The sequence below is a fragment of the Pseudomonas sp. 37 R 15 genome, assembly GCF_900004865.1.
Taxonomy (GTDB): domain Bacteria; phylum Pseudomonadota; class Gammaproteobacteria; order Pseudomonadales; family Pseudomonadaceae; genus Aquipseudomonas; species Aquipseudomonas fluorescens_AM.
Window position 1 is genome coordinate 134,611 of record NZ_CVTV01000008.1, and the last position, 19,490, is coordinate 154,100.

The following is a 19,490-nucleotide window of genomic DNA, read 5'->3' on the forward strand; positions in this document are numbered from 1 at the left end:
GGTTCCTCCCCCCTGCATCCAAATCATGCTGTGCTCCGCCGCACGGGGATGGCTGGCGGCCGGCACCCGTGACCCTGACGAGTAACACGATGGCTGATTTACCGATCAATGACCTTAACGTTGAATCCAACGAGACCCTGATCACGCCCGATCAGCTCAAGCGCGAAATTCCCCTGAGCGACGCTGCCCTGCAGACCGTCACCAAGGGCCGCGAAGTCATCCGTGACATTCTCGACGGCACCGACCACCGCCTCTTCGTTGTTATCGGGCCTTGCTCGATCCACGACCTCAAGGCTGCTCACGAATACGCCGAGCGCCTGAAGGTGCTGGCCGCAGAAGTGTCCGACAGCTTGTACCTGGTGATGCGCGTCTATTTCGAGAAGCCGCGTACAACCGTCGGCTGGAAAGGCTTGATCAACGACCCGTACCTGGATGACTCGTTCAAGATCCAGGACGGCTTGCATATCGGTCGTCAACTGCTGCTGGACCTGGCGGAAATGGGCCTGCCCACCGCGACCGAAGCGCTGGACCCGATCTCCCCGCAGTACCTGCAGGACCTGATCAGTTGGTCGGCCATCGGCGCGCGTACCACCGAATCCCAGACGCACCGCGAGATGGCCTCCGGCCTGTCCTCGGCCGTGGGCTTCAAGAACGGCACCGACGGCGGCTTGACCGTGGCGATCAACGCATTGCAATCGGTCTCCAGCCCTCACCGCTTCCTGGGCATCAACCAGGAAGGCGGCGTGTCCATCGTCACCACCAAGGGCAACGCCTACGGTCACGTCGTGCTGCGCGGCGGCAATGGCAAGCCCAACTATGATTCGGTCAGCGTCGCACTCTGCGAACAGGCGTTGAACAAGGCCGGCATCAAGCCAAATATCATGGTCGACTGCAGCCATGCCAACTCCAACAAGGACCCGGCCTTGCAGCCGTTGGTGATGGAAAACGTCGCCAACCAGATCCTCGAAGGTAATCAGTCGATCATCGGCTTGATGGTCGAGAGCCACCTGAACTGGGGTTGCCAGGCCATTCCAAAAGACCTGGCCGACTTGCAGTACGGTGTGTCAATCACCGACGCGTGCATCGACTGGGCCGCTACCGAGAATACCCTGCGCAGCATGCACGCCAAGCTCAAGGACGTATTGCCCAAACGCAAACGCACCTGAAGCCGCACGTGTCTTTGAATCAGGCACACACAAAAACGCCGGGCTAAACCCGGCGTTTTTTTATGGCTGTTCGTTCACAGCTTGGCGGCATGGCGCTGGTGGCGCTCCATGTAGCGTTCCACATAGGAGCAGGACGGAATGACCGTATAGCCTGACTCTTCGGCGAACTTCAACGCCTCTTCGGTCAACGCGGCCGCAATGCCACGCCCACGCAACGCGTTGGGCACGAACGTGCGATAGATATCCAGGGTCTGCTTCCCGAGGTCCATATAGGTCAGATAAGCACGATGACCGTCCACATTGGTCTCGAACTGATGACCAGCCTGGTCATGGTGGATGGACAACGCCTCGCTCATCACTACTCCTCGCGGGTCTTGAATATTGACCCTACCTTACCGCTGTTTTTCCGGCGAAGGAACATCTACGCCACCCCGTGCCGGTTTCGACAACGAGAAAACCCTGAGCGCTCACACCTGCACGTAGGGAATAGTAGGCACCCATTCAGCAATTGCTCAAGGCACACTCGTCATCCCCTGCCACGGGTGGATTATTAGAAAGGGCCTCGATCAACCGATGACCGAACGCCTGAACATTGCCGGCAGTTGCAGCTTGAGACGAACTGGCGCTGTTAAAGTCACCTCTAGATGAGCAAAAGATACCCGGTGCGGCTCGCGCAGACGCAACGCAAGTGCCCGCTTGGATATATAAAATTTCATCTATCTACAAAGCTCGAGGCATGCGGGCCGGCCCTTTCAGCCTGGATCCAATCTTCAGCAGGATGAAAAAAGCCGGCTGCTTTTTATACAAACCTCCCAAAGATTAGCCAAAACAGATTCGGTACAAGAATTTTTTTTGCTTCTTGCGCAACGTCAGTTTACTTACTACAAGTAATGGGTAGTATGTACGCCGGCTATTTGCTCACTCTGAGGCAGTAGCCATCTAATAGAAAGTCCTTGAAGGGGAACACGATGAACAACGTTCTGAAATTCTCTGCTCTGGCTCTGGCCGCAGTTCTGGCTACCGGTTGCAGCAGCGTCTCCAAAGAAACCGAAGCTCGTCTGACTGCAACGGAAGATGCAGCAGCTCGCTCCCAGGCTCGTGCAGACGAAGCCTACCGTAAAGCTGATGAAGCGCTGGCTGCTGCTCAAAAAGCACAACAGACTGCTGACGAAGCTAACGAGCGCGCTCTGCGCATGCTTGAAAAAGCAAGCCGCAAGTAATAATCCTTCGGGGTTGTTATCAAGCCGATCCATTTATGGGTCGGCTTTTTTTTGCCTGAAACTCCCGTGCAAGCTTCTGGACTCACATCGGGTTTATTGCTGCAAATCGATGGGGGTGCTCACCGCCACTGGCGCGCCACCCGGCACACCGATTTCAGTCGGCAGACCATCCTCCGCCGCCACCACGTCACGCACCTGATCCCAGTTCACCCGCAGGCTGTTGGCCAGGTCTTCACGCTTGAGCAGGGCATTGATCACCGCCGTGTGCTTGTCGACCACCGACGGCGTGCCATCGTCGTTCAACGGTGTATGGGCTTCGAGGTAGACCTTGCCGCCGGCGCTGCCGAACTTATAGGCATCGTTGATGATACGCACCGACGTGCCGACCGGCACCATGCTGGCCATTTCCAACACGTTGTTGTTGAACATGCGGAAGCAACCGTGGCTGGTGCGCGTACCGATACCGAATTTCATGTTGGAGCCATGAATCAGATAACCCGGCGTGCCCAGAGTGAACTTGAACGGGCCCAACGGGTTGTCGGGGCCGGCAGGTACCACGTTGGGCAGCGGGTCACCATTGGCGGCATGTTCGGCCTTGATCGAGGCCGGGGGTGTCCAGGTGGGGTTCGGCGTCTTCGCGATGATGCTGGTATGGGCAATGGGCGACCCCCAGCCTTCACGACCAATCCCCAACGGGAAGGTGTAAACCACATTCTGCCCCTTGGGGTAATAGTAGAGCCGATATTCGGCAAGGTTGATCACAATGCCTTCGCGCGGGCCCGGCGGCAGGATGAACCGTGTCGGCAGCACAATATCCGTGCCCGCCCCTGGCAACCAGGCATCGACGCCCGGGTTGGCGGCGACCATTTCCGAATAGCCCAGGTCATACGTGGTGCCCAGGTCGGCAAACGTGTCTTCGTATTTGGCCTTGATCACCTGGACCTGACCGACGATGTCCTCACCGGGCGGCGGCAAGGGCAACTGCAAGGCTAACGCCGGACCGGCCGCACAGAGCGCAGCGAAAGACAGGCAGCAGGTAACGACGGAAAGGCGCGACAACATCCGGAAAATCCTTCGCAGAACGACGGTAGGAAAAAACTGATTGTATACGTGAAGCGAGTGCCTGGCATCAAGCCGGCCGCGCTAGAGCTCGAAGCGCAGCTCCGGCCAGATCGGCGGTGTGCCGCGCTTTTGCGACTCCAGAATTGCCCTGCATAACGGGCACAGCCGCTGATCCTGGAAGATCGAACGGTCCACCGACGACCAGAGCGGTTGCGCCGGCAATAACGTGCCGCAGAGCGTGCGATCAATCGAGCCGCCCAACTCCAGTTGACGCGCTACCAGATGCACTCGCACTTCCTGGCAGGCGAACAGATCCAGCTGCTCGTCCGGCTCGATCAGTTGGTAGTTAAACAGGGACCAGGCAGGACGCGACATCAGGGGCTCCAAATCGGGGGGGCGCCACCTTAGCCGAAAGCCTGCCGGTAGAAAAGCGTCATAACAGCGGTTTGAGCGTCGGCCAGACATTTTCCAGCAACTTGCCCTGGGCGGCGACTGCCGGGTGCAGGCCGTCCGCTTGCATCAAGTCAGGATGCCCACCCACTCCCTCCAGGAAAAACGGCACCAAAGGCACCTTTTTTTCCTCTGCCACCTCGCCGAACACCTTGGCGAACGCGTCGACGTAACGCTTGCCATAGTTGGGTGGAATCTGCATGCCCAGCAACAACACCTTGGCACCGCTGTCCTGGGACGCCTGAATCATCGAGGCAAGATTTTGTTTCAATTGCGCCGGCGGCTGACCCCGCAGCCCGTCGTTGCCGCCCAGCTCGATCACCACCACTTCCGGCTTATGCGCTGCAAGTACCGCCGGCAGCCGCGCCAGGCCCCCGGCACTGGTGTCGCCACTGATCGACGCATTGACCACTTTATCGTCAAAACCCTCCTGCTTGAGCCGTTGCTCCAACAGGGCAACCCACCCTTTGCGGGTATCCAGGCCGAAACCGGCACTGATACTATCGCCAACGATCAGGACTGTACCCGCCGCTGCGTTCTGGGCCATGCACATCAAGGCCAGGCCAGCACTCAAAAACCACATTCGCATCGGATTCTCCATGGGCGCAAGTATTCTCACCGCGCGGAACCTCAGCAAAGTGGTTCCCAGCGCGGAAGGTGAACTGACTATCCTGCACGAACTGAGCCTGGAACTGAACAAGGGCGACAGCCTGGCTATCGTCGGCAGTTCCGGTTCCGGCAAATCCACCCTCCTCGGCCTGCTGGCCGGGCTTGACCTGCCCAGCAGCGGTGAAGTCACCCTGGCAGGTCAAGCCCTGAGCAGTCTCGACGAGGACCAACGCGCGCGTATCCGTGCTGAACACGTGGGTTTCGTATTCCAGTCCTTTCAGTTGCTCGACAGCCTCAATGCGCTGGAAAACGTCATGCTGCCGCTGGAGCTCGACGGCCGCAAAGATGCCCGCGAGCGCGCCACGCACCTGCTCGAGCGCGTCGGCCTCGGCAAGCGCCTGACCCATTCGCCACGCCAGCTTTCCGGCGGCGAGCAGCAACGCGTGGCGATTGCCCGCGCGTTTGCCGCCGAGCCGGACGTGCTGTTTGCCGACGAACCCACCGGCAACCTCGACAGCCATACCGGCGAGCGCATCAGCGACCTGCTGTTCGAACTCAATAAAGAGAGCGGCACGACCCTGGTATTGGTCACCCACGACGAGCGCCTGGCCCATCGCTGCCGACGCCTGATCCGCCTTGAAGCCGGCCTGATGGTCGCGCCCCTGGAGCCTTGATGGCACGCCTGCCGCTGTTACGTCTGTTCAGTCTTGCCATGCGCCAATTACTGCGCGATGCCCGCGCTGGCGAATTGCGCGTGTTGTTCTTCGCTCTGCTGGTGGCGGTGGCCGCCAGCACTGCTATCGGGTATTTCGGCGCACGCCTCAACGGCGCCATGCTATTGCGCGCCACCGAGTTCCTGGGCGCGGACCTGGTACTCGAAGGCAGCTCGCCGGCCCGTCCCGAGCAAATCCGATCCGGCACCGAACTGGGCCTGGATCATGCGCGCATCGTGGAATTCTCCAGTGTTATTGCGGCCGACAACGGCATCCAGCTCTCCAGTATCAAGGCGGTCAACGAGCAGTACCCGCTGCGGGGCGAGCTCAAAAGTACGGGGGAGCCCTTTGGTGCCGAAACCCCGGGCGGTGGCCCCAAACCCGGCGAAGCCTGGGTGGAAGCACGGCTGCTGACAGCACTGGACCTGAAGGTCGGCGACAGCATCGACGTCGGCATGAAAACCCTGCGCCTGGCTCGCATACTGACCTATGAACCCGACCGCGCCGGCAATTTCTACAGCCTCACGCCCAGGGTGATGATCAACCTGGCGGACCTGGACGCCACCGGCGTGCTCCAGCCTGGCAGCCGCGTAAGCTATCGCGAACTGTGGCGCGCCCCACCCGGCAGTACGTCGCTGCAAACCTACCGCGACCTGGTCAAGCCGGGCCTGGCGGCCAACCAGCGCCTGCAGGACTCGCGCGATGGCAACCAACAGATTGGCGGCGCCCTGGGCAAGGCCGAGCGTTACCTGAATATGGCCAGCCTGGTGGCGGTATTGCTGGCCGGTGTGGCCGTGGCGCTGTCGGCCAACCGCTTTGCCAGTCGTCGCTTCGATGCCAGCGCCCTGCTGCGCTGCCTGGGGCTGTCACGCCGCGAAGCCATGTTGCTGTTCAGTCTGCAACTGAGCGTACTGGGCCTGTTGGCGAGCCTGACCGGCGCCCTCCTCGGCTGGCTCGCACAATTCGGGCTGTTCTACTTCCTGCACGATCTGTTGCCGGCGGACGTGCCACCCGGCGGGCTGTTGCCGGCCGTTGCCGGTATCGGTACCGGGCTCGTCGCCCTCGCCGGCTTCGCGCTCCCGCCCCTGGCAGCGCTGGGCCGGGTGCCGCCATTGCGGGTATTGCGTCGCGACCTGCTGCCGATCCCTTCGAGCACCTGGATGGTTTACGGCGCGGCGCTCTTTGCCCTGGGCCTGATCATGTGGCGCCTGAGCCTTGATCTGGTGTTGACCTTCGCATTACTGGGCGGCGGCGTGGTGGCGGCATTGATCCTCGGTGGCTTACTGCTGTTGTTACTGCAAAGCCTGCGCCGGTTACTCGCACGGGCCTCCCTGCCGTGGCGCCTGGGCCTGGGCCAGTTGCTGCGCCACCCATTGGCGGCAGCCGGCCAGTCCCTGGCGTTTGGCTTGATCCTGCTGTCCATGGGCTTGATCGCCCTGTTGCGCGGCGAGCTGCTCGACACCTGGCAGAACCAGTTGCCCAAGGATGCGCCCAACTATTTCGCGCTGAATATCCTGCCGGCCGACAAAGAGGCGTTTGGCGCCCGTCTTCTGGAAGTTCAGGCGCAATCGGCACCGCTTTATCCCGTCGTACCCGGCCGGCTGATCAGCATCAACGGCGAGCCCGTACAAGAGATCGTCAGCAAGGACTCCAGCGGTGATCGCGCGGTGCAACGGGACTTGAGCCTGACCTGGGCCGCCGATTTACCCCAGGGTAACGTACTGACGGCGGGCACCTGGTGGACGGCGCAACCGGGCGATGGCATGCCTGGGGTCTCGGTGGAAGCCAAGGTGGCTGAAAGCCTGAAACTCAAGCTCAACGACCATCTGGTCTTCACAATCGGCGGGGAGAATCGCGAGGCACGAGTCACCAGCCTTCGGACCATCAACTGGGACAACTTCCAGCCCAACTTCTTCATGATCTTCCAACCGGGCACCTTGAAGGATTTGCCGACCACCTACCTGACCAGCTTCTACCTGGCGCCCGGGCATGACCAGCAGATCGTCGACCTGTCCCGAGCCTTCCCGGCGGTCACTATCCTGCAGGTCGAGGCGCTGCTGGAACAGCTGCGCAGCATCCTTGCCCAGGTGACGCTGGCGGTGGAATACGTGCTGCTGTTCGTGCTCGCTGCGGGCATGGCCGTGCTGTTTTCCGGCTTGCAGGCCACGTTGGATGAGCGGATCCGCCAAGGTGCGCTGCTGCGTGCGCTGGGCGCCGAGCGCAGGCTGCTGGTCAAGGCCCGGCGCATCGAGTTCGGCCTGCTGGGGGCGGTCAGTGGTTTGCTGGCGGCACTGGGCACGGAACTGGTGACCTGGGCGCTGTACCGCTACGCCTTTGACCTGACCTGGCACCCTCACCCCTGGCTATTGCTGTTGCCGGTGATCGGTGCGGCGCTGATCGGTGCCGCCGGGGTGTTCGGCACGCGTCGTGCGCTCAACGCCAGCCCGCTGACGGTACTGCGCGAGGGCTGAAACGCTGAAGGCCCTTGCTCCAGCAAGGGCCCTCAGTTGCTATTTCACATATTCAATCCGGGTAATCCACCAGCACACCTCACCGCCGGGGGTCTGTACGATGGCTTCATCGTCCACCTCTTTGCGCAGCAGTGCACGTGCCATGGGGGAGTCGATAGAAATGTAATCCATCCGGTCGTAGATCTCGTCATAACCCACAATGCGAAAACGCTTGGTCTCGCCCTGCTCGTTTTCGACATCGACCCACGCACCAAAAAACACCTTGCCCTCCTGCTCGGGCATGTATTCCACCACGCGCATATCTTCCAGACGTTTGCGCAGGTAGCGCACCCGCCGATCGATCTCACGCAACAGCTTCTTGTTGTACTGGTAATCCGCGTTTTCGCTGCGATCTCCCAGGGAGGCTGCCCACGTCACCTTGCGCGTGGTGTCCGGGCGCTTTTCACGCCAAAGGTAATCCAGCTCTTTTTTCAGCGCTTCATGGCCTTCTTTGGTAATCAGCTTGGTACTCAAACGCGTACATCCCCAGGCAATGTCCAATAGTGTCGACAGACCACGGCATCATACCCTGGCGTCGGCTGGCGGGGATCGATCATAAATCAACGACGCAAAGTAGCCAGCCCGACAGTGACTCAGCCCTGCCCGTCGAGGACCTGGTCCAGTTCAACGAGCGTGCCTTGCAGGCGTTGTCGCATCAGCGATAACTGCGACATCATCAGCACCATTTTTTCGGTCCTTTGGCTCACCTCCAGCTCTTGTTCCTGCAGGCGCGAATGGTGCTGGTCCAACGCTCGGCTTCTTTCATCCTGCTGATTCTGCTGTTGCTGCAGTCGAGCCTGCCACTGTTCGAGCATCTCTTCGCGCTCAATGACCGCCTGTTTTTTCTGTGTGAGTTCCTGGGCAACCCTGGCCAGATTGCTCAGCGTGCTGTCTATCTCGAGAATGGAGGTCTTCTCCTTTGGAGAGTGGGGTTGCGACGGCATTTCGATGGGCTCTGCCTGAGCGATCGGCGCGCTGGATTCGACGGGCTCGCGCGGCACCTCGGGTACCGTGACCGGCAAATGAGGCGGCTCTTCAACTAACACTTCATCCACAGGCGTCGGCACGGGCTCCGGCTGACTCTTGCCCCGCGGCGGTGCAACCATTTGCGATGAGAAGCGGATCGACGGCACGATGACCGCGCTGCTTTCGATGGCAGGCGCAGCGGGGGCGGACATACCCAATGTAATCACCTTCATCACCAGCGCTTTTTTGACGATCACTGAGTGATGATCTTCGGGCCTGGCAGGCGGCAATCTGCAGCCTTTCAGATCAATGAAGTGAAACGGGATCTGAGACTCGGTGACGGCATTTTCCTTATTGCCGGATGCCGCCGCCATCATCAGAATTTGCTTAAAGACTTGCATCGCTACTTGCAAGTCCTCTTTGGACTCAATCCCGCCAAGAAAGTACCGTTCGAGCTTTTTGCGCAAGGCGGCGATATACACCCTGGAATGACCAGGTTCGGCTTCTTCATCCAGGCTATACACCAGGAAGTTGGAGGATGTCTGTTCGACCGCAAAGCCACACAACAGTGCGCCGTTGACGGGAGCATCCTCCCCGCTGCGCTCAAGAACAAGGGTACGTAGAAGCATCATGGCAGTCAGGCCTCATTGCAAAAAGAAAACCTTATATAAATATCAGACAAATATCCGACCATTATTAAGTACTCAGAACAACACAATTGTTTCAGCGCATTATCAATTCAAACGTAGGACTTTACTTATTAAGTGAACCCAGCGTTCCCAAGAGCAGGTATTGAACGTAATCTTTTTAACGCACCGACACCACCAACGAAACCTTCTTCAGGCACCGCCCAATTGATTCGGTAAACCTATGATAGAAGTCAGCAACCTGACAAAGTACCTGGGCAAAAAAAGCGTGATAAGCGACTTTTCGTTCTGTGCCCAACGCCATGAATGCGTGGGATTGCTTGGAGAGCATGGCGCCGGTAAAACAATGTTGCTGAATTTGATTTCCGGCATGACCAGGCCCACCAGTGGGCACATCAGCATTCAGAGTCTGAGTACCCAAACCCATTCAATTCTCGCCAGGCAAGCCGTCGGTTACCAGCTCCAGGGGGGCATAACCCATCACACGCTGTCGGTCAAAAATATCCTCAACTTTGTTGCCGCCGCTCGAGGGTTCAGGGGTGCCGAAAAACGCCGGCAGGTGGACCGGGTCGCCACGCGACTGGAGCTACACCCCGTACTCAACTGCCCTATCGATAGGCTCAGCCTTGACTTGAAGCGCAGAGTCGCAATTGCACAAGCCATTTTGCACTCCCCCAGCGTCCTCCTGCTGGACGAGCCCACCGAAGGGCTGAACGCCGAGCAACGGCTCAAATTCAGGGTGCTTGTTCAGTCCCTGGCCGAAGAAATGAGCATCATCATCGCCTCCCGCCATTACGACGCGCTGTCCGAGATTTGCACCCGTGCCTTGGTAATCGCAGGCGGGCGGCTGATTGCCGACTCTTCGCTGGCGGACTTGCAGCGCAGCTCCCGGCACTTCCAAGCGGTGACGCTCGCAGCGGATCCGCCCCTGGATTTACTCGCCCTTGCCGTATTGCCCGGAGTTGCCGGCATCGAAGAAGACCGTCAAAGCCCAGGAAAAGTGACGGTTCTGGCCATGCCCGGGCACGCCATCTTCCCCGCCATCAATTCACTCATCACCCATCGCGGCTGGAACATCACGTCACTGCATCTGGAGCCTGGTCGCCTGAACGATGTCGTTCACCATCTGAGCCACGAGGTATCCTCTTGAAACTGCTGCCCCTGATATTCAAACGCCAACTCGCCAGCTATGCCTGTACCCCCCACACCTACCTGAGCGTGGCGTTTTTCCTGGTGCTATGTACGGCGCTGGGGTTGCATACCCATCGCTGGATGGAGCGCGACAGCAATGACTTGCAGGCTTTTTTCGAACTGCACCCCTGGCTCTACCTGCTGTTGATACCCAGCTTATCGATGCAACTGTGGTGTGATGAACGCAACATCGGCTTTTCCGACATGATGAAAACCCTGCCCCTCACCTCGGCAGAACGCGTGATCGGAAAATTCCTCGCAGCCTGGGTTGTATGCAGTGTGGCTCTGTTGTTGAATTTTCCTATCGTGGTGGCCGCCCATTATCTTGGAACACCCGACAACGGGGTGATCGCATCACAATTTCTGGCAAGTTGGCTACTGGCGGGAAGTTACCTGTCTGTCGGTTGCTTTATATGTGCACTCACGCACCAGCGGATTATTATTTTCCTACTCACGATGGGTTTGCTGCTGACCATCAGCGGGCTTTCTTCAATCCTGGATGCACTTGAACATCAAGCGCCGATCTGGATAGTTGACAGCCTCATGAAACTTGACCCGATCTCCCGCTTCGGTTCAATGGACAACGGCAAAATAACACTGCATGACGGTTTATATTTTGTCAGCATGATCGTTGCCTTCCTTTCTGCAACCATCGTGACACTCAACTATAAAAACAGCTAAGGAAAGTCGCTGATGCGATCCGCTCTTCGTATGGGTATGACGTTGACCGTCATATCATTACTGTTCCTGGCATTCAATCTGGTCTGGCTAAACAAACTACCCGATATCCGCTGGGACTTTTCACAACAGAAAATTCATACGTTGTCACCTTCGACGCAGCAGCTGCTCGCGACGCTTGAAAGCCCACTGGACTTGTATTACTTCAACTCGCTCACAGCCCCGAAAAAAAGCCGAAGCGTCAAACGCTTCGGCCAACGCGTAGAGGATTTGCTCCAGGAGTTCGAAGCAGCCGCCAACGGCATGATCAATCTGCACATTATTGATCCGGCCCCCTTTTCCGAAGATGCCTACAAAGCCAGCTTGTTCGGCCTGGATGACACACACGGATTCCTTGGCCTTATAGGCACGCGTGCCGGCCAAGGTATGCAACGCATCGATGCGTTCAACCCTGTCGACGAACCGCTGCTTGAGTATCAAATCAGCCAACTGATCTATAGGTTGATGCACCCTCAACCGTCCAGCGTCGCCCTGCTGTCCGGGCTGCCGTTGAATGAGTCCGCCAGCCAACTGATGGAGCAGATGCGCGGGCATTTCAACCTGACAGAGTTGGCCTCCAACATCTCCCGGGTGCCTGCCTCGATAGGTAGCTTGATGGTCGTGCAACCAAGGGCGCTGGCCGAACAAGCGCTTTACGCCATCGAACAGTTTGTCTTCAGGGGCGGCAAGCTGATGATCTTCATCGACCCGGTCAGCGAGATGGGGTCTGAAGCCGTATCGGTCGATTCCAAGCTCGATGACATGTTGACCGCCTGGGGCATACGCATACCCGCCAACAAGCTGCTGGTTGACAGCCTGTACGCCTCGTCGGCAACGCTCGGCCCAGGCATGCCCACCGTATTGCACCCAGCCAGGTTGAAACTGCCACGACAAGCGATGAATGCTCACGATATCAGCACCTGGAAACTCAATAGCCTGAGCGTATCAAGCAGTGGCGCGCTCTTGCGTACCCGAAAAAACCGGACGACGTTCACCCCGCTGCTGCAAAGCTCTCGGCAGTCTGCGCTGCTGGACGCCGAGCGTTTCGCTTCAGCGACGCAGTTCGATGCGCTGATTGACGAAGCCTCCACTTCAGGCCAGCGCCAGGTGATCGCCGCGCGTCTCGAGGGGCCGGCCTATTCGACATTTCCTGACGGTTTCAGCGGACAGCCGCCGGGCCTGCAAAAAGCTGCCCGGATCGAAGTCGTGGTGGTTGCCGATACCGATTTACTCGCCGACGCTGTCAGCCAGGCAACGGCCAACAACAACATACAGTTCGTACTGAATACGCTGGATAACCTGGCGGCTCCCGCATCACTTGCCAATATACGCCCGCACATCACGTCGCGTTCGTTCACCACCCTGGAACCCATGCGCGAAGCTGCTGCACAGGCCTATCGGGAAAAGGCAGCGGAACTGGAACGTCGCCTTGAGCGTACCGAACAAGCGTGGCAACGGTTGAATCCAAAGGCCACAGGCCTGGCCACCCAGGTTGTGGACACCAATACCCAATTGCAGGCGCTCAACAAGGAGCGCCTGCGCCTGCCCATGGAACTGCACGCCCTCAAGGCGCAGGCGTATGCGCCGTTGAACCGCTTCGAACGCAACATAAAGCTGCTGATGATCGCGACGGTACCACTGATGCTGTGCCTGATAGCCTGGCTACGGTATCGCTGCCTGCGTCGACGCCGATGTTCGCCAGTGGCCTATAGCTGATCACTTTGCGGCGGGAATCAGCGACGGGCAATCAACCCTTGCCGGGCAATCCGGGTCAGTTGGCGAATCACCTCTTCGGCATTGCCTGCACTCGGTGCCTGGATCACCGCGAGATCAAAGCTGTTACTGGCGAAACGCGTCAGGGAGTCGCCGTCTTCCACGAACTGGATCAGAAACGCCGAAGGCCGCCCGGTGCGACGCGGCCAGCCATCGAGGTAGCGCAGCAGCGTCGGCTGGTGCTTGCCGCCCAAGAGGATTTTCGGGTTGCGCTGAGTCAGGTCCGCAGTGATCGGGGCCAGGCGTATCAGGGGGCGTAGTGCATTCATCGTGTCGTGTCTCTGCCTCAAAAGTCTGCGGGCAGGTGAGAGGCAACACCGAACCAGCGCTTTAGCGGTATTTCGACCCGTGCCTGCTGATCAGTGCATGGTTCTGTCGGACTGCATCGAGCCCAGTGGCGCCCCGCAATTAGCTGTTTAAATCGGCGCATGAGCAGCATCCTAGAGAAGCTGGCGGGGCAGTGTCAAGAATCCCGAGCAACGAAAAGGCCCGCACGTGGCGGGCCCTGGTGCCTGGCGAAACGGTCAGTTGGCGATGGCGCGGTCAGCCGACAGTCTGCCGGCACCTTCGAACAGTACCGCCAGCGAGCCGCCAAGCAGCGCCAGTGCAAACTCATAGCCATTGTTGGCCATGAACAGCCCGTTATGAATGTGCACCGAAAAGATCGCCACCAGCGACAGGAAGGTCAGGCCCAGTGCCGCAGGACGTGCGAGCAGGCCAATGATCAGCGCCAGGCCGGCAAAGAACTCGGTGCCGCCGGACAACACTGCCATCAGGGTGCCCGGCGCCAGACCGATGCTTTCCATCCATTGGGCAGTGCCAGCCAGACCACCACCGCCGAACCAGCCGAAGAGTTTTTGCGAGCCGTGGGCAGCAAAGATGATACCGACGAAGATGCGCAGAACAGTCAGGCCGAAACCTGCGCGAGTGGACAGGACACGAGTAATCAATGGGCTCATGAGGGTAAATCCTTTTTCAGGTAGGGGTTGGTTGGCCGCCATATTAATCAGTTTAAACAATGATAAAAGCCGAAAAAATGCGTTATCAACATCGGTAAATTCGATTATTTACGCGACGCGACTTTCGGCACAGACGGCTCCAGGGACTCTCGCTCCCGGTCGAACGCCAGATAGTACTTGTTGACGCTATTAACATAGCTGACGCCGCCCATCCCTACCTGCTCCATGGCAATGCGTTCAACCTGAAAGAACCACTGATTGGGGTTGAGCCCCCGGCGCCTGGCTTCGGTGCGCATGCCCTGCACCCGCTCCGGGCCCATGTTATACGCCGCCAGCACAAAGGCCATGCGTTCACGCTCATTGAGCTTGGGGCTGGCGAAGAACTTGCGACGGATCATGGCCAGGTAGCGCGCGCCTGCCTGCACATTACTGTCCAGATTCTCGATATTGTTCACGCCCACCCGTTGCGCCGCCGAGGGCGTGATCTGCATCAAACCGGTAGGGCCACCGCTGTTGCGTGCGCCAGGGTCCAGCGCAGACTCCTTGAAGGCCAGCGCGGCCAGGTTCAACCAGTCCATGCCCTGCTCGCGCGCATGCTTTTGCAGGACCGGGCGCAGTTTTTCCAGGCGTTGACGGTCGGCGCGGGCCAACGGGTTGCGCACCTGGTAAAGACGTCGATAGATACGCTGGAACGCCACATCCTGATCGGAAGGGGTGTGGTAAGTCTTGAGGAAACGATCGATGCTCGCTCGCAGCATCGAAGCATCCTGGCGCACGAACCAGTACTCGTCGCCCGGCTCGCTGATGACCACCTGCTTGTCAAAACGCAACTTGGGCAGGATTTTCGACCAGCGCTCGGCAATCGGTTTTTCAACGATGGTCAGGTGAAAGATCCCGGCCTGCACCATCTCCAGCACGTCTTCCACCGCCAGGCTCGGGTCGACCCATTCCACCTTGATCGGCGGGCGCTTGTGCAGGGCCAGTTTCTGGTTGACCTGGCTGATCGCATCGGCCGCCGCACTGCCGGTGGTCAATGCCAGGGTACGGCCCGACAACTGCTCCAACCTGGTAAACCGCCGCTCACCCTTGACGCCGACCAGCCACAACGGCACGTCGCTGGCGATCGGGTCACTGCTGCTGATCTTGTGCGCGGCCTTCACGTCCAGCAGTTCGCCGGGGGCCACCAGGTCGCCTTCGCCACGAGCCAGCGCGCCAAGCAACTGGTCCTTGGCCCTGGGAATGATCTTGAGGTTGATCGCCTGCCCATCGCGGGCACGGCCATTGAGGTATTGCTCGAAAGCACGCAGGCGATGGTATTCGACACCGATGGCCTGGCCCTGCACTTCACCTGAGCTGTTACGGCTCTGGTTGACCAACACACGCAGGGTACGACTGGAGCGAATTTCTGCCAGGTCACGGACCTTGCCGGGCTTGGTCACTTCCAGCGGCCCATCCAGACGCGCGACCGCCGCCATGGGCAGCAGTAACGTCACGCACATCATAAGCAACGCCGAGGGTCGGATCATCCGCTCTCCGGAAAGAATACTGGCCAACGCCTTCGTCAAAAACCAGGTGTTGGGCGTCAGAAACAGAGCGCTTTATGCGCTGGCAAGGCGTGCAACGGCGACAGGGTGAGAGGCAAAGGGCCCGCCACAATGTCGCTGGCGACGTTCAAAGACAGCTATAACGCGTTGTAGTTCTTCGTTTTTCTTATAAATCTACAGCTCTGATATGCTTTCCGGCCGCAGGCGGAGGTAGCACCATGCAACTCATTGATATCGGCGTCAACCTGACCAACCCCAGTTTCGACGAGAGGCACTCGGCCGTTCTCGAGCGGGCCTACGCCGCCGGCGTGCAACAATTGGTGCTCACCGGCACCAGTGTCGAAGGCAGCGAGCAGGCCATGGCGCTGTGCACAAGCCTCGATGGAAGTGGGCAACGCCTGTTCAGCACCGCCGGCATCCACCCCCACTCCGCCAGCACCTGGAGCAGCGACAGCGCCCAGCGTCTACGCGACTTGCTCAACCAAGCGCGTGTGCGTGCCGTCGGCGAGTGCGGACTGGATTTCAACCGGGACTTTTCGCCGCGTCCGCAGCAAGAAAAAGTCCTCGAGGAACACCTGGCCCTGGCTGTCGAACTGAAACTGCCGGTATTCCTTCACGAGCGCGACGCCAACCAGCGCCTGTTGGAGATCCTCAAGGATTACCGTGACCACGTGCCCGCCGCCGTGGTGCATTGCTTTACTGGCGAACAACAGGCGCTTTTCAGCTACCTCGACCTTGATCTGCACATTGGTATCACCGGCTGGATCTGCGATGAGCGGCGTGGGACGCATCTGCACCCATTAGTCAGAGAGATTCCCCGCGGCCGTCTGATGCTGGAAAGTGATGCGCCCTACCTGCTGCCACGCACGCTGCGCCCCAAGCCGAAGAACGGCCGCAATGAGCCCGCCTTCCTCACCGAAGTACTGCGCGAAGTTGCCCTGCATCGCCATGAAACGCTGGAAGACCTGGCGACGCACAGTACCGCCTGTGCCCGCGCTTTCTTCGGCTTACCTGCCGTGGAGTGATGCGGCGCATTGACCCATGTCAAAAAGCCTTTCCTGAGCAGCGGCACAATAATGGCACCTTGCCAATGCTGTTTCCGCTATCAGAGAAAACCTCCATGGGTGCCTGGCTTAGCAATATCTCGCTGAAGTACAAATTCTGGGCCGTCAACGCGGTGGCTTTCATCACCACCCTGCTGCTGGTGCTGTATGCCGTGCAGCTCGAACAACAGGCCCGCAGCCAGGCGTCCCAGGTTTCGGCCAGGGCCCAGGCGCAGGTGCTCAACGCCTGGCCGACCGACAAGACACTCCCCACTGGCGAGAACTGGCTGACCTTTACCGGCGACCAAGCGCCACAACGGGCAGGCCAGGATCTGTCCATCTTGCAAGGCGCCAGCGGCTGGGTCGAACTCAGTCACCTGCCGTTGTTCGGCGTAAACCCGCTGATAGGCGCAGAGGTCATCCGCCGTGCCGACGGACAACAGGTCGCCGTACTTGCTTACGCGCCAAGCCTGCGCCAAGTGTTCGGCGAACGCTTCGTCAACTATGCGGTGGCGGTTGCGATCCTGATGCTCGCGATGCTCGGCGCCTCGCAACTGCTGATCCGCTTCCTGCTCAGCCAGCTCAACACCCTCAAGGACGTGATGCTGCATGTAGAAAAGAGCGGCGACCTGTCCGCCCGCGTGCCCCTGGCTTGCAAGGATGAAGTCGGGCAGATGGCCAGCGCCTTCAATGCCATGCAAGCCGGCTACCAACGGGTGGTCAACACCGTGGCGCGGACCGCCAGGCAATTGGACGAGGGCGCCGCACGCCTGGCCAGCAGCATGAACGAGGTGCAGCACGGCATGCTCGGCCAGCAGAGCGAGACCGACCAGGCCGCCACGGCGATCAACGAAATGACCGCCACCGTCCACCATATTGCCCAGCACGCCGGGGCCACCCGCGACCTCTCGCAAACCGCCGATACCCTCGCCGGCAGCGGCCAGGAAGTGGTCACACGCGTGCAACGTTCAATCGCCGGGCTGTCCAGCGGTGTGCAACAGACCGCTGAGATGATCCAGAAACTCGCCGAAGACAGCCAGAAAATCAACGGTGTGGTCGGGGTGATCCACAGCATCGCCGAACAGACCAATTTGCTCGCCCTCAACGCCGCCATCGAAGCTGCCCGCGCTGGCGAAATGGGCCGTGGCTTTGCGGTAGTCGCCGACGAAGTGCGCAACCTGGCCAAACGCGTGCAGAGCTCCACCGACGAAATCACCCGCATGGTCTCGGCGCTGCAAGCCGGCACCCGCGACGCGGTGGACTTCATGCAGGAAAGCTCGTTCAAGGCCGATGACTGCGTGCAGCAGGCCCAGGAAGCCGGCGCCGCGCTCGCCGAAATCACCGGCGCCGTGGCGCAGATGCGCGAGAGCAACACCCAGATTGCGGTGGCCGCCGAACAGCAGAGCCATGTCGCCGAAGAGATGAACCGCGCCGTGGTGAGCATTCGTGATGTGACCGAGAATACCGTGCAGCAGACCGTCGACTCAGCGACCACCAGCAACGAACTGGCGACACTGGCGGGAGAGCTGAGTAAGGCGATTGGGCAGTTGAAGCTGTAGGACCGATCAGCCCGTAATCCGACTCCTACAGCCATGTTTCAGAGTACTTGAGGTCAAAACGAAACTTCCTACGTAACTGCCAGATAAGCTCTACTCCCCCGCCCCGCAAACCGCTGCAAAGTCCCTCGCCTGATTAGTCAGTGCGAAGGAGTGCAGATGGTTTTTTTCGTTAGGGCTCCGGTTGTCGGGGCCGTCTTTTGATTCCGGTGATAGCCAGCTTCGTCCTGGCGCCCATGGACCCCACAGCGCCGGACGTTGAACGTGTGCTTGGGGATTTGCGCAATTGCCTGAACACCTTCGACGCGTGGGCCGACAGCTTTTTCAGTGGCTCGGCTCTGGAAGTCGAGCAGGTGTTCAAGGTCGGGGATGACGTCGCACTGGTGGCGCCGATCTCTTCCGACACGCCCAGTCGCACAGTCGCTCAATGCAAGGCCCAGGGTGGGCTGACCCTGGTGCACCTGTTCGAGAGCACCCGCTTCGTCCCCATCGGCAACACGCCGGTGACGCTGCAAGCCATCGCCCAGGACGGCACGCCCATTGGCGCGCCGCTGCACCGCACCATCGGCCCCAGCGGCATGCTTGAAGTGCCCGAATGTACTCGCGACCAGCAGTACCGAGTCACTTTCTACCCCAATGTCTCCAAAGATCACGTCAAGGCGCTGTATGCGTCCTACCAGTCGGTGATTGCCGGGCTGGAAGCGGACCTGCGCAAGCAATGGCACGAGCGCTTCGAGCCTCAATGGGCAGACTTTGCCAAAGCCCTACCCTTCAAGCGCAGCGCGAAACAGGGCGCGGCCTTTGCAAGCGGGATTGGCCAGGCGTTTTACAACCTGTGGGACAACATCACCGAGCTGTACGACCTGTTGGCGAACCTCAAGTCCAACAGCGAGAAGCTGCTGCAGTACCTCTCCCAAGCCGAACTCGATGAACTGCTGAAACTGGGCAAGGACACACTCGCCCAGGGCTTGCTGGTGCTCAGTGATGAGCCGCTGTTGTTTATCTATTTGTCGGCGATGGTCAGCTGGATACGCCTGCTGCCGCCGCCCGAGATGTACGAACTGTTGGGTGAGATCACCGGCGAAGTCTTGATCAACCTGCTGCTGCTATGGGCTACGCGGGGGATGGGGGTGCAGCTTCGGTTGGGGGCTCAGGTGTTGAGTTCTATTAAATCCGGCCGGGCGCGGGCGTTACTGGAGTTGCTGGCCAGGCAGGTGCCTGGGCCTGGGTTGGGGCCGCATGTGGAGACGGCAAAGCCGTTGCTGCTGGGCAGTGCGGCGACGCCGGTCAAGGCGGTGCCGGTGGCGCCGTTGCAGGCTGGCGAGCATCTGGTTTCGAACCCGGTGCCGATGGTGCGCAGCAAG

At 59.7% G+C, this 19,490-nt stretch carries 18 protein-coding genes and 1 pseudogene; 10 read left to right on the forward strand and 9 right to left on the reverse strand.

Going from position 1 to position 19,490, the window contains the following annotated elements; translation table 11 throughout:
• Window positions 1-89 precede the first annotated feature (89 nt).
• On the forward strand, window positions 90-1,166 hold the full coding sequence (locus BFQ04_RS01135; RefSeq protein WP_065949195.1) for a 3-deoxy-7-phosphoheptulonate synthase: 1,077 nt from the start codon (window positions 90-92) through the stop codon (window positions 1,164-1,166).
• A gap of 74 nt (window positions 1,167-1,240) precedes the next feature.
• On the opposite strand, the gene BFQ04_RS01140 is transcribed toward BFQ04_RS01135, so the two are convergent.
• Window positions 1,241-1,522, reverse strand: a complete 282-nt coding sequence (locus BFQ04_RS01140) for a GNAT family N-acetyltransferase (RefSeq protein WP_003233387.1) — start codon at window positions 1,520-1,522, stop codon at window positions 1,241-1,243.
• 612 nt (window positions 1,523-2,134) lie between these two features.
• Here BFQ04_RS01140 and oprI point away from each other — a divergent pair.
• A complete protein-coding gene (gene oprI / locus BFQ04_RS01145; protein WP_003172710.1) occupies window positions 2,135-2,386 on the forward strand; it encodes an outer membrane lipoprotei OprI in 252 nt (83 codons plus the stop codon).
• A gap of 93 nt (window positions 2,387-2,479) precedes the next feature.
• Here oprI and BFQ04_RS01150 read toward each other — a convergent pair whose 3' ends face one another.
• The 3 genes from BFQ04_RS01150 to BFQ04_RS01160 form a co-directional block, all read right to left on the reverse strand.
• Complete coding sequence (locus BFQ04_RS01150) at window positions 2,480-3,448, reverse strand: L,D-transpeptidase family protein (RefSeq protein WP_065949196.1); 969 nt, start codon at window positions 3,446-3,448, stop codon at window positions 2,480-2,482.
• A gap of 81 nt (window positions 3,449-3,529) precedes the next feature.
• On the reverse strand, window positions 3,530-3,823 hold the full coding sequence (locus tag BFQ04_RS01155) for a hypothetical protein (protein WP_057722836.1): 294 nt from the start codon (window positions 3,821-3,823) through the stop codon (window positions 3,530-3,532).
• Between the two features lie 58 nt (window positions 3,824-3,881).
• On the reverse strand, window positions 3,882-4,487 hold the full coding sequence (locus BFQ04_RS01160) for an arylesterase (RefSeq protein WP_065949197.1): 606 nt from the start codon (window positions 4,485-4,487) through the stop codon (window positions 3,882-3,884).
• Between the two features lie 10 nt (window positions 4,488-4,497).
• Between BFQ04_RS01160 and BFQ04_RS01165 the strand changes: the two genes are divergently transcribed.
• Together BFQ04_RS01165 and BFQ04_RS01170 are read left to right on the forward strand one after the other, a co-directional pair.
• A complete protein-coding gene (locus tag BFQ04_RS01165; RefSeq protein ID WP_065885127.1) occupies window positions 4,498-5,181 on the forward strand; it encodes an ABC transporter ATP-binding protein in 684 nt (227 codons plus the stop codon).
• Window positions 5,181-7,691 carry an ABC transporter permease gene (locus BFQ04_RS01170; protein WP_065949198.1) on the forward strand — a complete coding sequence of 837 codons (2,511 nt, stop codon included), beginning with the start codon at window positions 5,181-5,183 and terminating at the stop codon, window positions 7,689-7,691. The genes BFQ04_RS01165 and BFQ04_RS01170 overlap by 1 nt, the downstream gene beginning before the upstream one ends.
• Window positions 7,692-7,730: 39 nt before the next feature.
• On the opposite strand, the gene greB is transcribed toward BFQ04_RS01170, so the two are convergent.
• Window positions 7,731-8,204, reverse strand: coding sequence for a transcription elongation factor GreB (greB, locus tag BFQ04_RS01175; protein ID WP_065892558.1), 474 nt, complete (start codon window positions 8,202-8,204; stop codon window positions 7,731-7,733).
• 119 nt (window positions 8,205-8,323) lie between these two features.
• Window positions 8,324-9,328, reverse strand: a complete 1,005-nt coding sequence (locus BFQ04_RS01180; RefSeq protein WP_065949199.1) for a hypothetical protein — start codon at window positions 9,326-9,328, stop codon at window positions 8,324-8,326.
• A 238-nt stretch (window positions 9,329-9,566) separates the two neighbouring features.
• On the opposite strand from BFQ04_RS01180, the gene BFQ04_RS01185 reads away from it, so the two are divergent.
• The 3 genes from BFQ04_RS01185 to BFQ04_RS01195 are packed head-to-tail and all read left to right on the forward strand — an operon-like array spanning window position 9,567 to window position 12,967.
• The gene (locus BFQ04_RS01185) at window positions 9,567-10,493 is read left to right on the forward strand and encodes an ABC transporter ATP-binding protein (protein ID WP_065949200.1); all 927 of its coding nucleotides are present in this window, start codon (window positions 9,567-9,569) and stop codon (window positions 10,491-10,493) included.
• Complete coding sequence (locus BFQ04_RS01190; RefSeq protein ID WP_065949201.1) at window positions 10,490-11,215, forward strand: ABC transporter permease; 726 nt, start codon at window positions 10,490-10,492, stop codon at window positions 11,213-11,215. The genes BFQ04_RS01185 and BFQ04_RS01190 overlap by 4 nt, the downstream gene beginning before the upstream one ends.
• 12 nt (window positions 11,216-11,227) lie before the next feature.
• On the forward strand, window positions 11,228-12,967 hold the full coding sequence (locus BFQ04_RS01195) for a Gldg family protein (RefSeq protein ID WP_065949202.1): 1,740 nt from the start codon (window positions 11,228-11,230) through the stop codon (window positions 12,965-12,967).
• Window positions 12,968-12,984: 17 nt separating this feature from the next.
• Here the strand turns inward: BFQ04_RS01195 and BFQ04_RS01200 are convergent, their stop codons facing one another.
• The 3 genes from BFQ04_RS01200 to BFQ04_RS01210 form a co-directional block, all read right to left on the reverse strand.
• The gene (locus BFQ04_RS01200) at window positions 12,985-13,293 is read right to left on the reverse strand and encodes a hypothetical protein (RefSeq protein WP_065949203.1); all 309 of its coding nucleotides are present in this window, start codon (window positions 13,291-13,293) and stop codon (window positions 12,985-12,987) included.
• Between the two features lie 255 nt (window positions 13,294-13,548).
• Window positions 13,549-13,983 (reverse strand): DoxX family protein, encoded by a 435-nt coding sequence (locus BFQ04_RS01205; RefSeq protein ID WP_065949204.1) that lies wholly within the window; start codon window positions 13,981-13,983, stop codon window positions 13,549-13,551.
• 104 nt (window positions 13,984-14,087) lie between these two features.
• Window positions 14,088-15,509 carry a transglycosylase SLT domain-containing protein gene (locus BFQ04_RS01210; RefSeq protein ID WP_065949205.1) on the reverse strand — a complete coding sequence of 474 codons (1,422 nt, stop codon included), beginning with the start codon at window positions 15,507-15,509 and terminating at the stop codon, window positions 14,088-14,090.
• A gap of 236 nt (window positions 15,510-15,745) precedes the next feature.
• Here BFQ04_RS01210 and BFQ04_RS01215 point away from each other — a divergent pair, with 236 nt between their 5' ends.
• The 3 genes and pseudogenes from BFQ04_RS01215 to BFQ04_RS01225 form a co-directional block, all read left to right on the forward strand.
• Entirely contained in the window at window positions 15,746-16,552 is an 807-nt protein-coding gene (locus BFQ04_RS01215; RefSeq protein WP_065949206.1) for a TatD family hydrolase, read from the forward strand.
• Between the two features lie 95 nt (window positions 16,553-16,647).
• Window positions 16,648-18,129, forward strand: coding sequence for a methyl-accepting chemotaxis protein (locus tag BFQ04_RS01220; protein ID WP_065949218.1), 1,482 nt, complete (start codon window positions 16,648-16,650; stop codon window positions 18,127-18,129).
• A gap of 197 nt (window positions 18,130-18,326) precedes the next feature.
• Window positions 18,327-19,490 (forward strand): annotated as a pseudogene (locus BFQ04_RS01225) (type IV secretion protein Rhs); the annotation flags it as partial.

Bases quoted from the DNA above. Each gene is read 5' to 3' on its own strand.
- BFQ04_RS01135 (WP_065949195.1), top strand. From the start codon at position 90: ATGGCTGATTTACCGATCAATGACCTTAACGTTGAATCCAACGAGACC.
- BFQ04_RS01140 (WP_003233387.1), bottom strand. From the start codon at position 1,522: ATGAGCGAGGCGTTGTCCATCCACCATGACCAGGCTGGTCATCAGTTC.
- oprI (WP_003172710.1), top strand. From the start codon at position 2,135: ATGAACAACGTTCTGAAATTCTCTGCTCTGGCTCTGGCCGCAGTTCTG.
- BFQ04_RS01150 (WP_065949196.1), bottom strand. From the start codon at position 3,448: ATGTTGTCGCGCCTTTCCGTCGTTACCTGCTGCCTGTCTTTCGCTGCG.
- BFQ04_RS01155 (WP_057722836.1), bottom strand. From the start codon at position 3,823: ATGTCGCGTCCTGCCTGGTCCCTGTTTAACTACCAACTGATCGAGCCG.
- BFQ04_RS01160 (WP_065949197.1), bottom strand. From the start codon at position 4,487: ATGCGAATGTGGTTTTTGAGTGCTGGCCTGGCCTTGATGTGCATGGCC.
- BFQ04_RS01165 (WP_065885127.1), top strand. From the start codon at position 4,498: ATGGGCGCAAGTATTCTCACCGCGCGGAACCTCAGCAAAGTGGTTCCC.
- BFQ04_RS01170 (WP_065949198.1), top strand. From the start codon at position 5,181: ATGGCACGCCTGCCGCTGTTACGTCTGTTCAGTCTTGCCATGCGCCAA.
- BFQ04_RS01180 (WP_065949199.1), bottom strand. From the start codon at position 9,328: ATGATGCTTCTACGTACCCTTGTTCTTGAGCGCAGCGGGGAGGATGCT.
- BFQ04_RS01185 (WP_065949200.1), top strand. From the start codon at position 9,567: ATGATAGAAGTCAGCAACCTGACAAAGTACCTGGGCAAAAAAAGCGTG.
- BFQ04_RS01195 (WP_065949202.1), top strand. From the start codon at position 11,228: ATGCGATCCGCTCTTCGTATGGGTATGACGTTGACCGTCATATCATTA.
- BFQ04_RS01200 (WP_065949203.1), bottom strand. From the start codon at position 13,293: ATGAATGCACTACGCCCCCTGATACGCCTGGCCCCGATCACTGCGGAC.
- BFQ04_RS01205 (WP_065949204.1), bottom strand. From the start codon at position 13,983: ATGAGCCCATTGATTACTCGTGTCCTGTCCACTCGCGCAGGTTTCGGC.
- BFQ04_RS01210 (WP_065949205.1), bottom strand. From the start codon at position 15,509: ATGATCCGACCCTCGGCGTTGCTTATGATGTGCGTGACGTTACTGCTG.
- BFQ04_RS01215 (WP_065949206.1), top strand. From the start codon at position 15,746: ATGCAACTCATTGATATCGGCGTCAACCTGACCAACCCCAGTTTCGAC.
- BFQ04_RS01220 (WP_065949218.1), top strand. From the start codon at position 16,648: ATGGGTGCCTGGCTTAGCAATATCTCGCTGAAGTACAAATTCTGGGCC.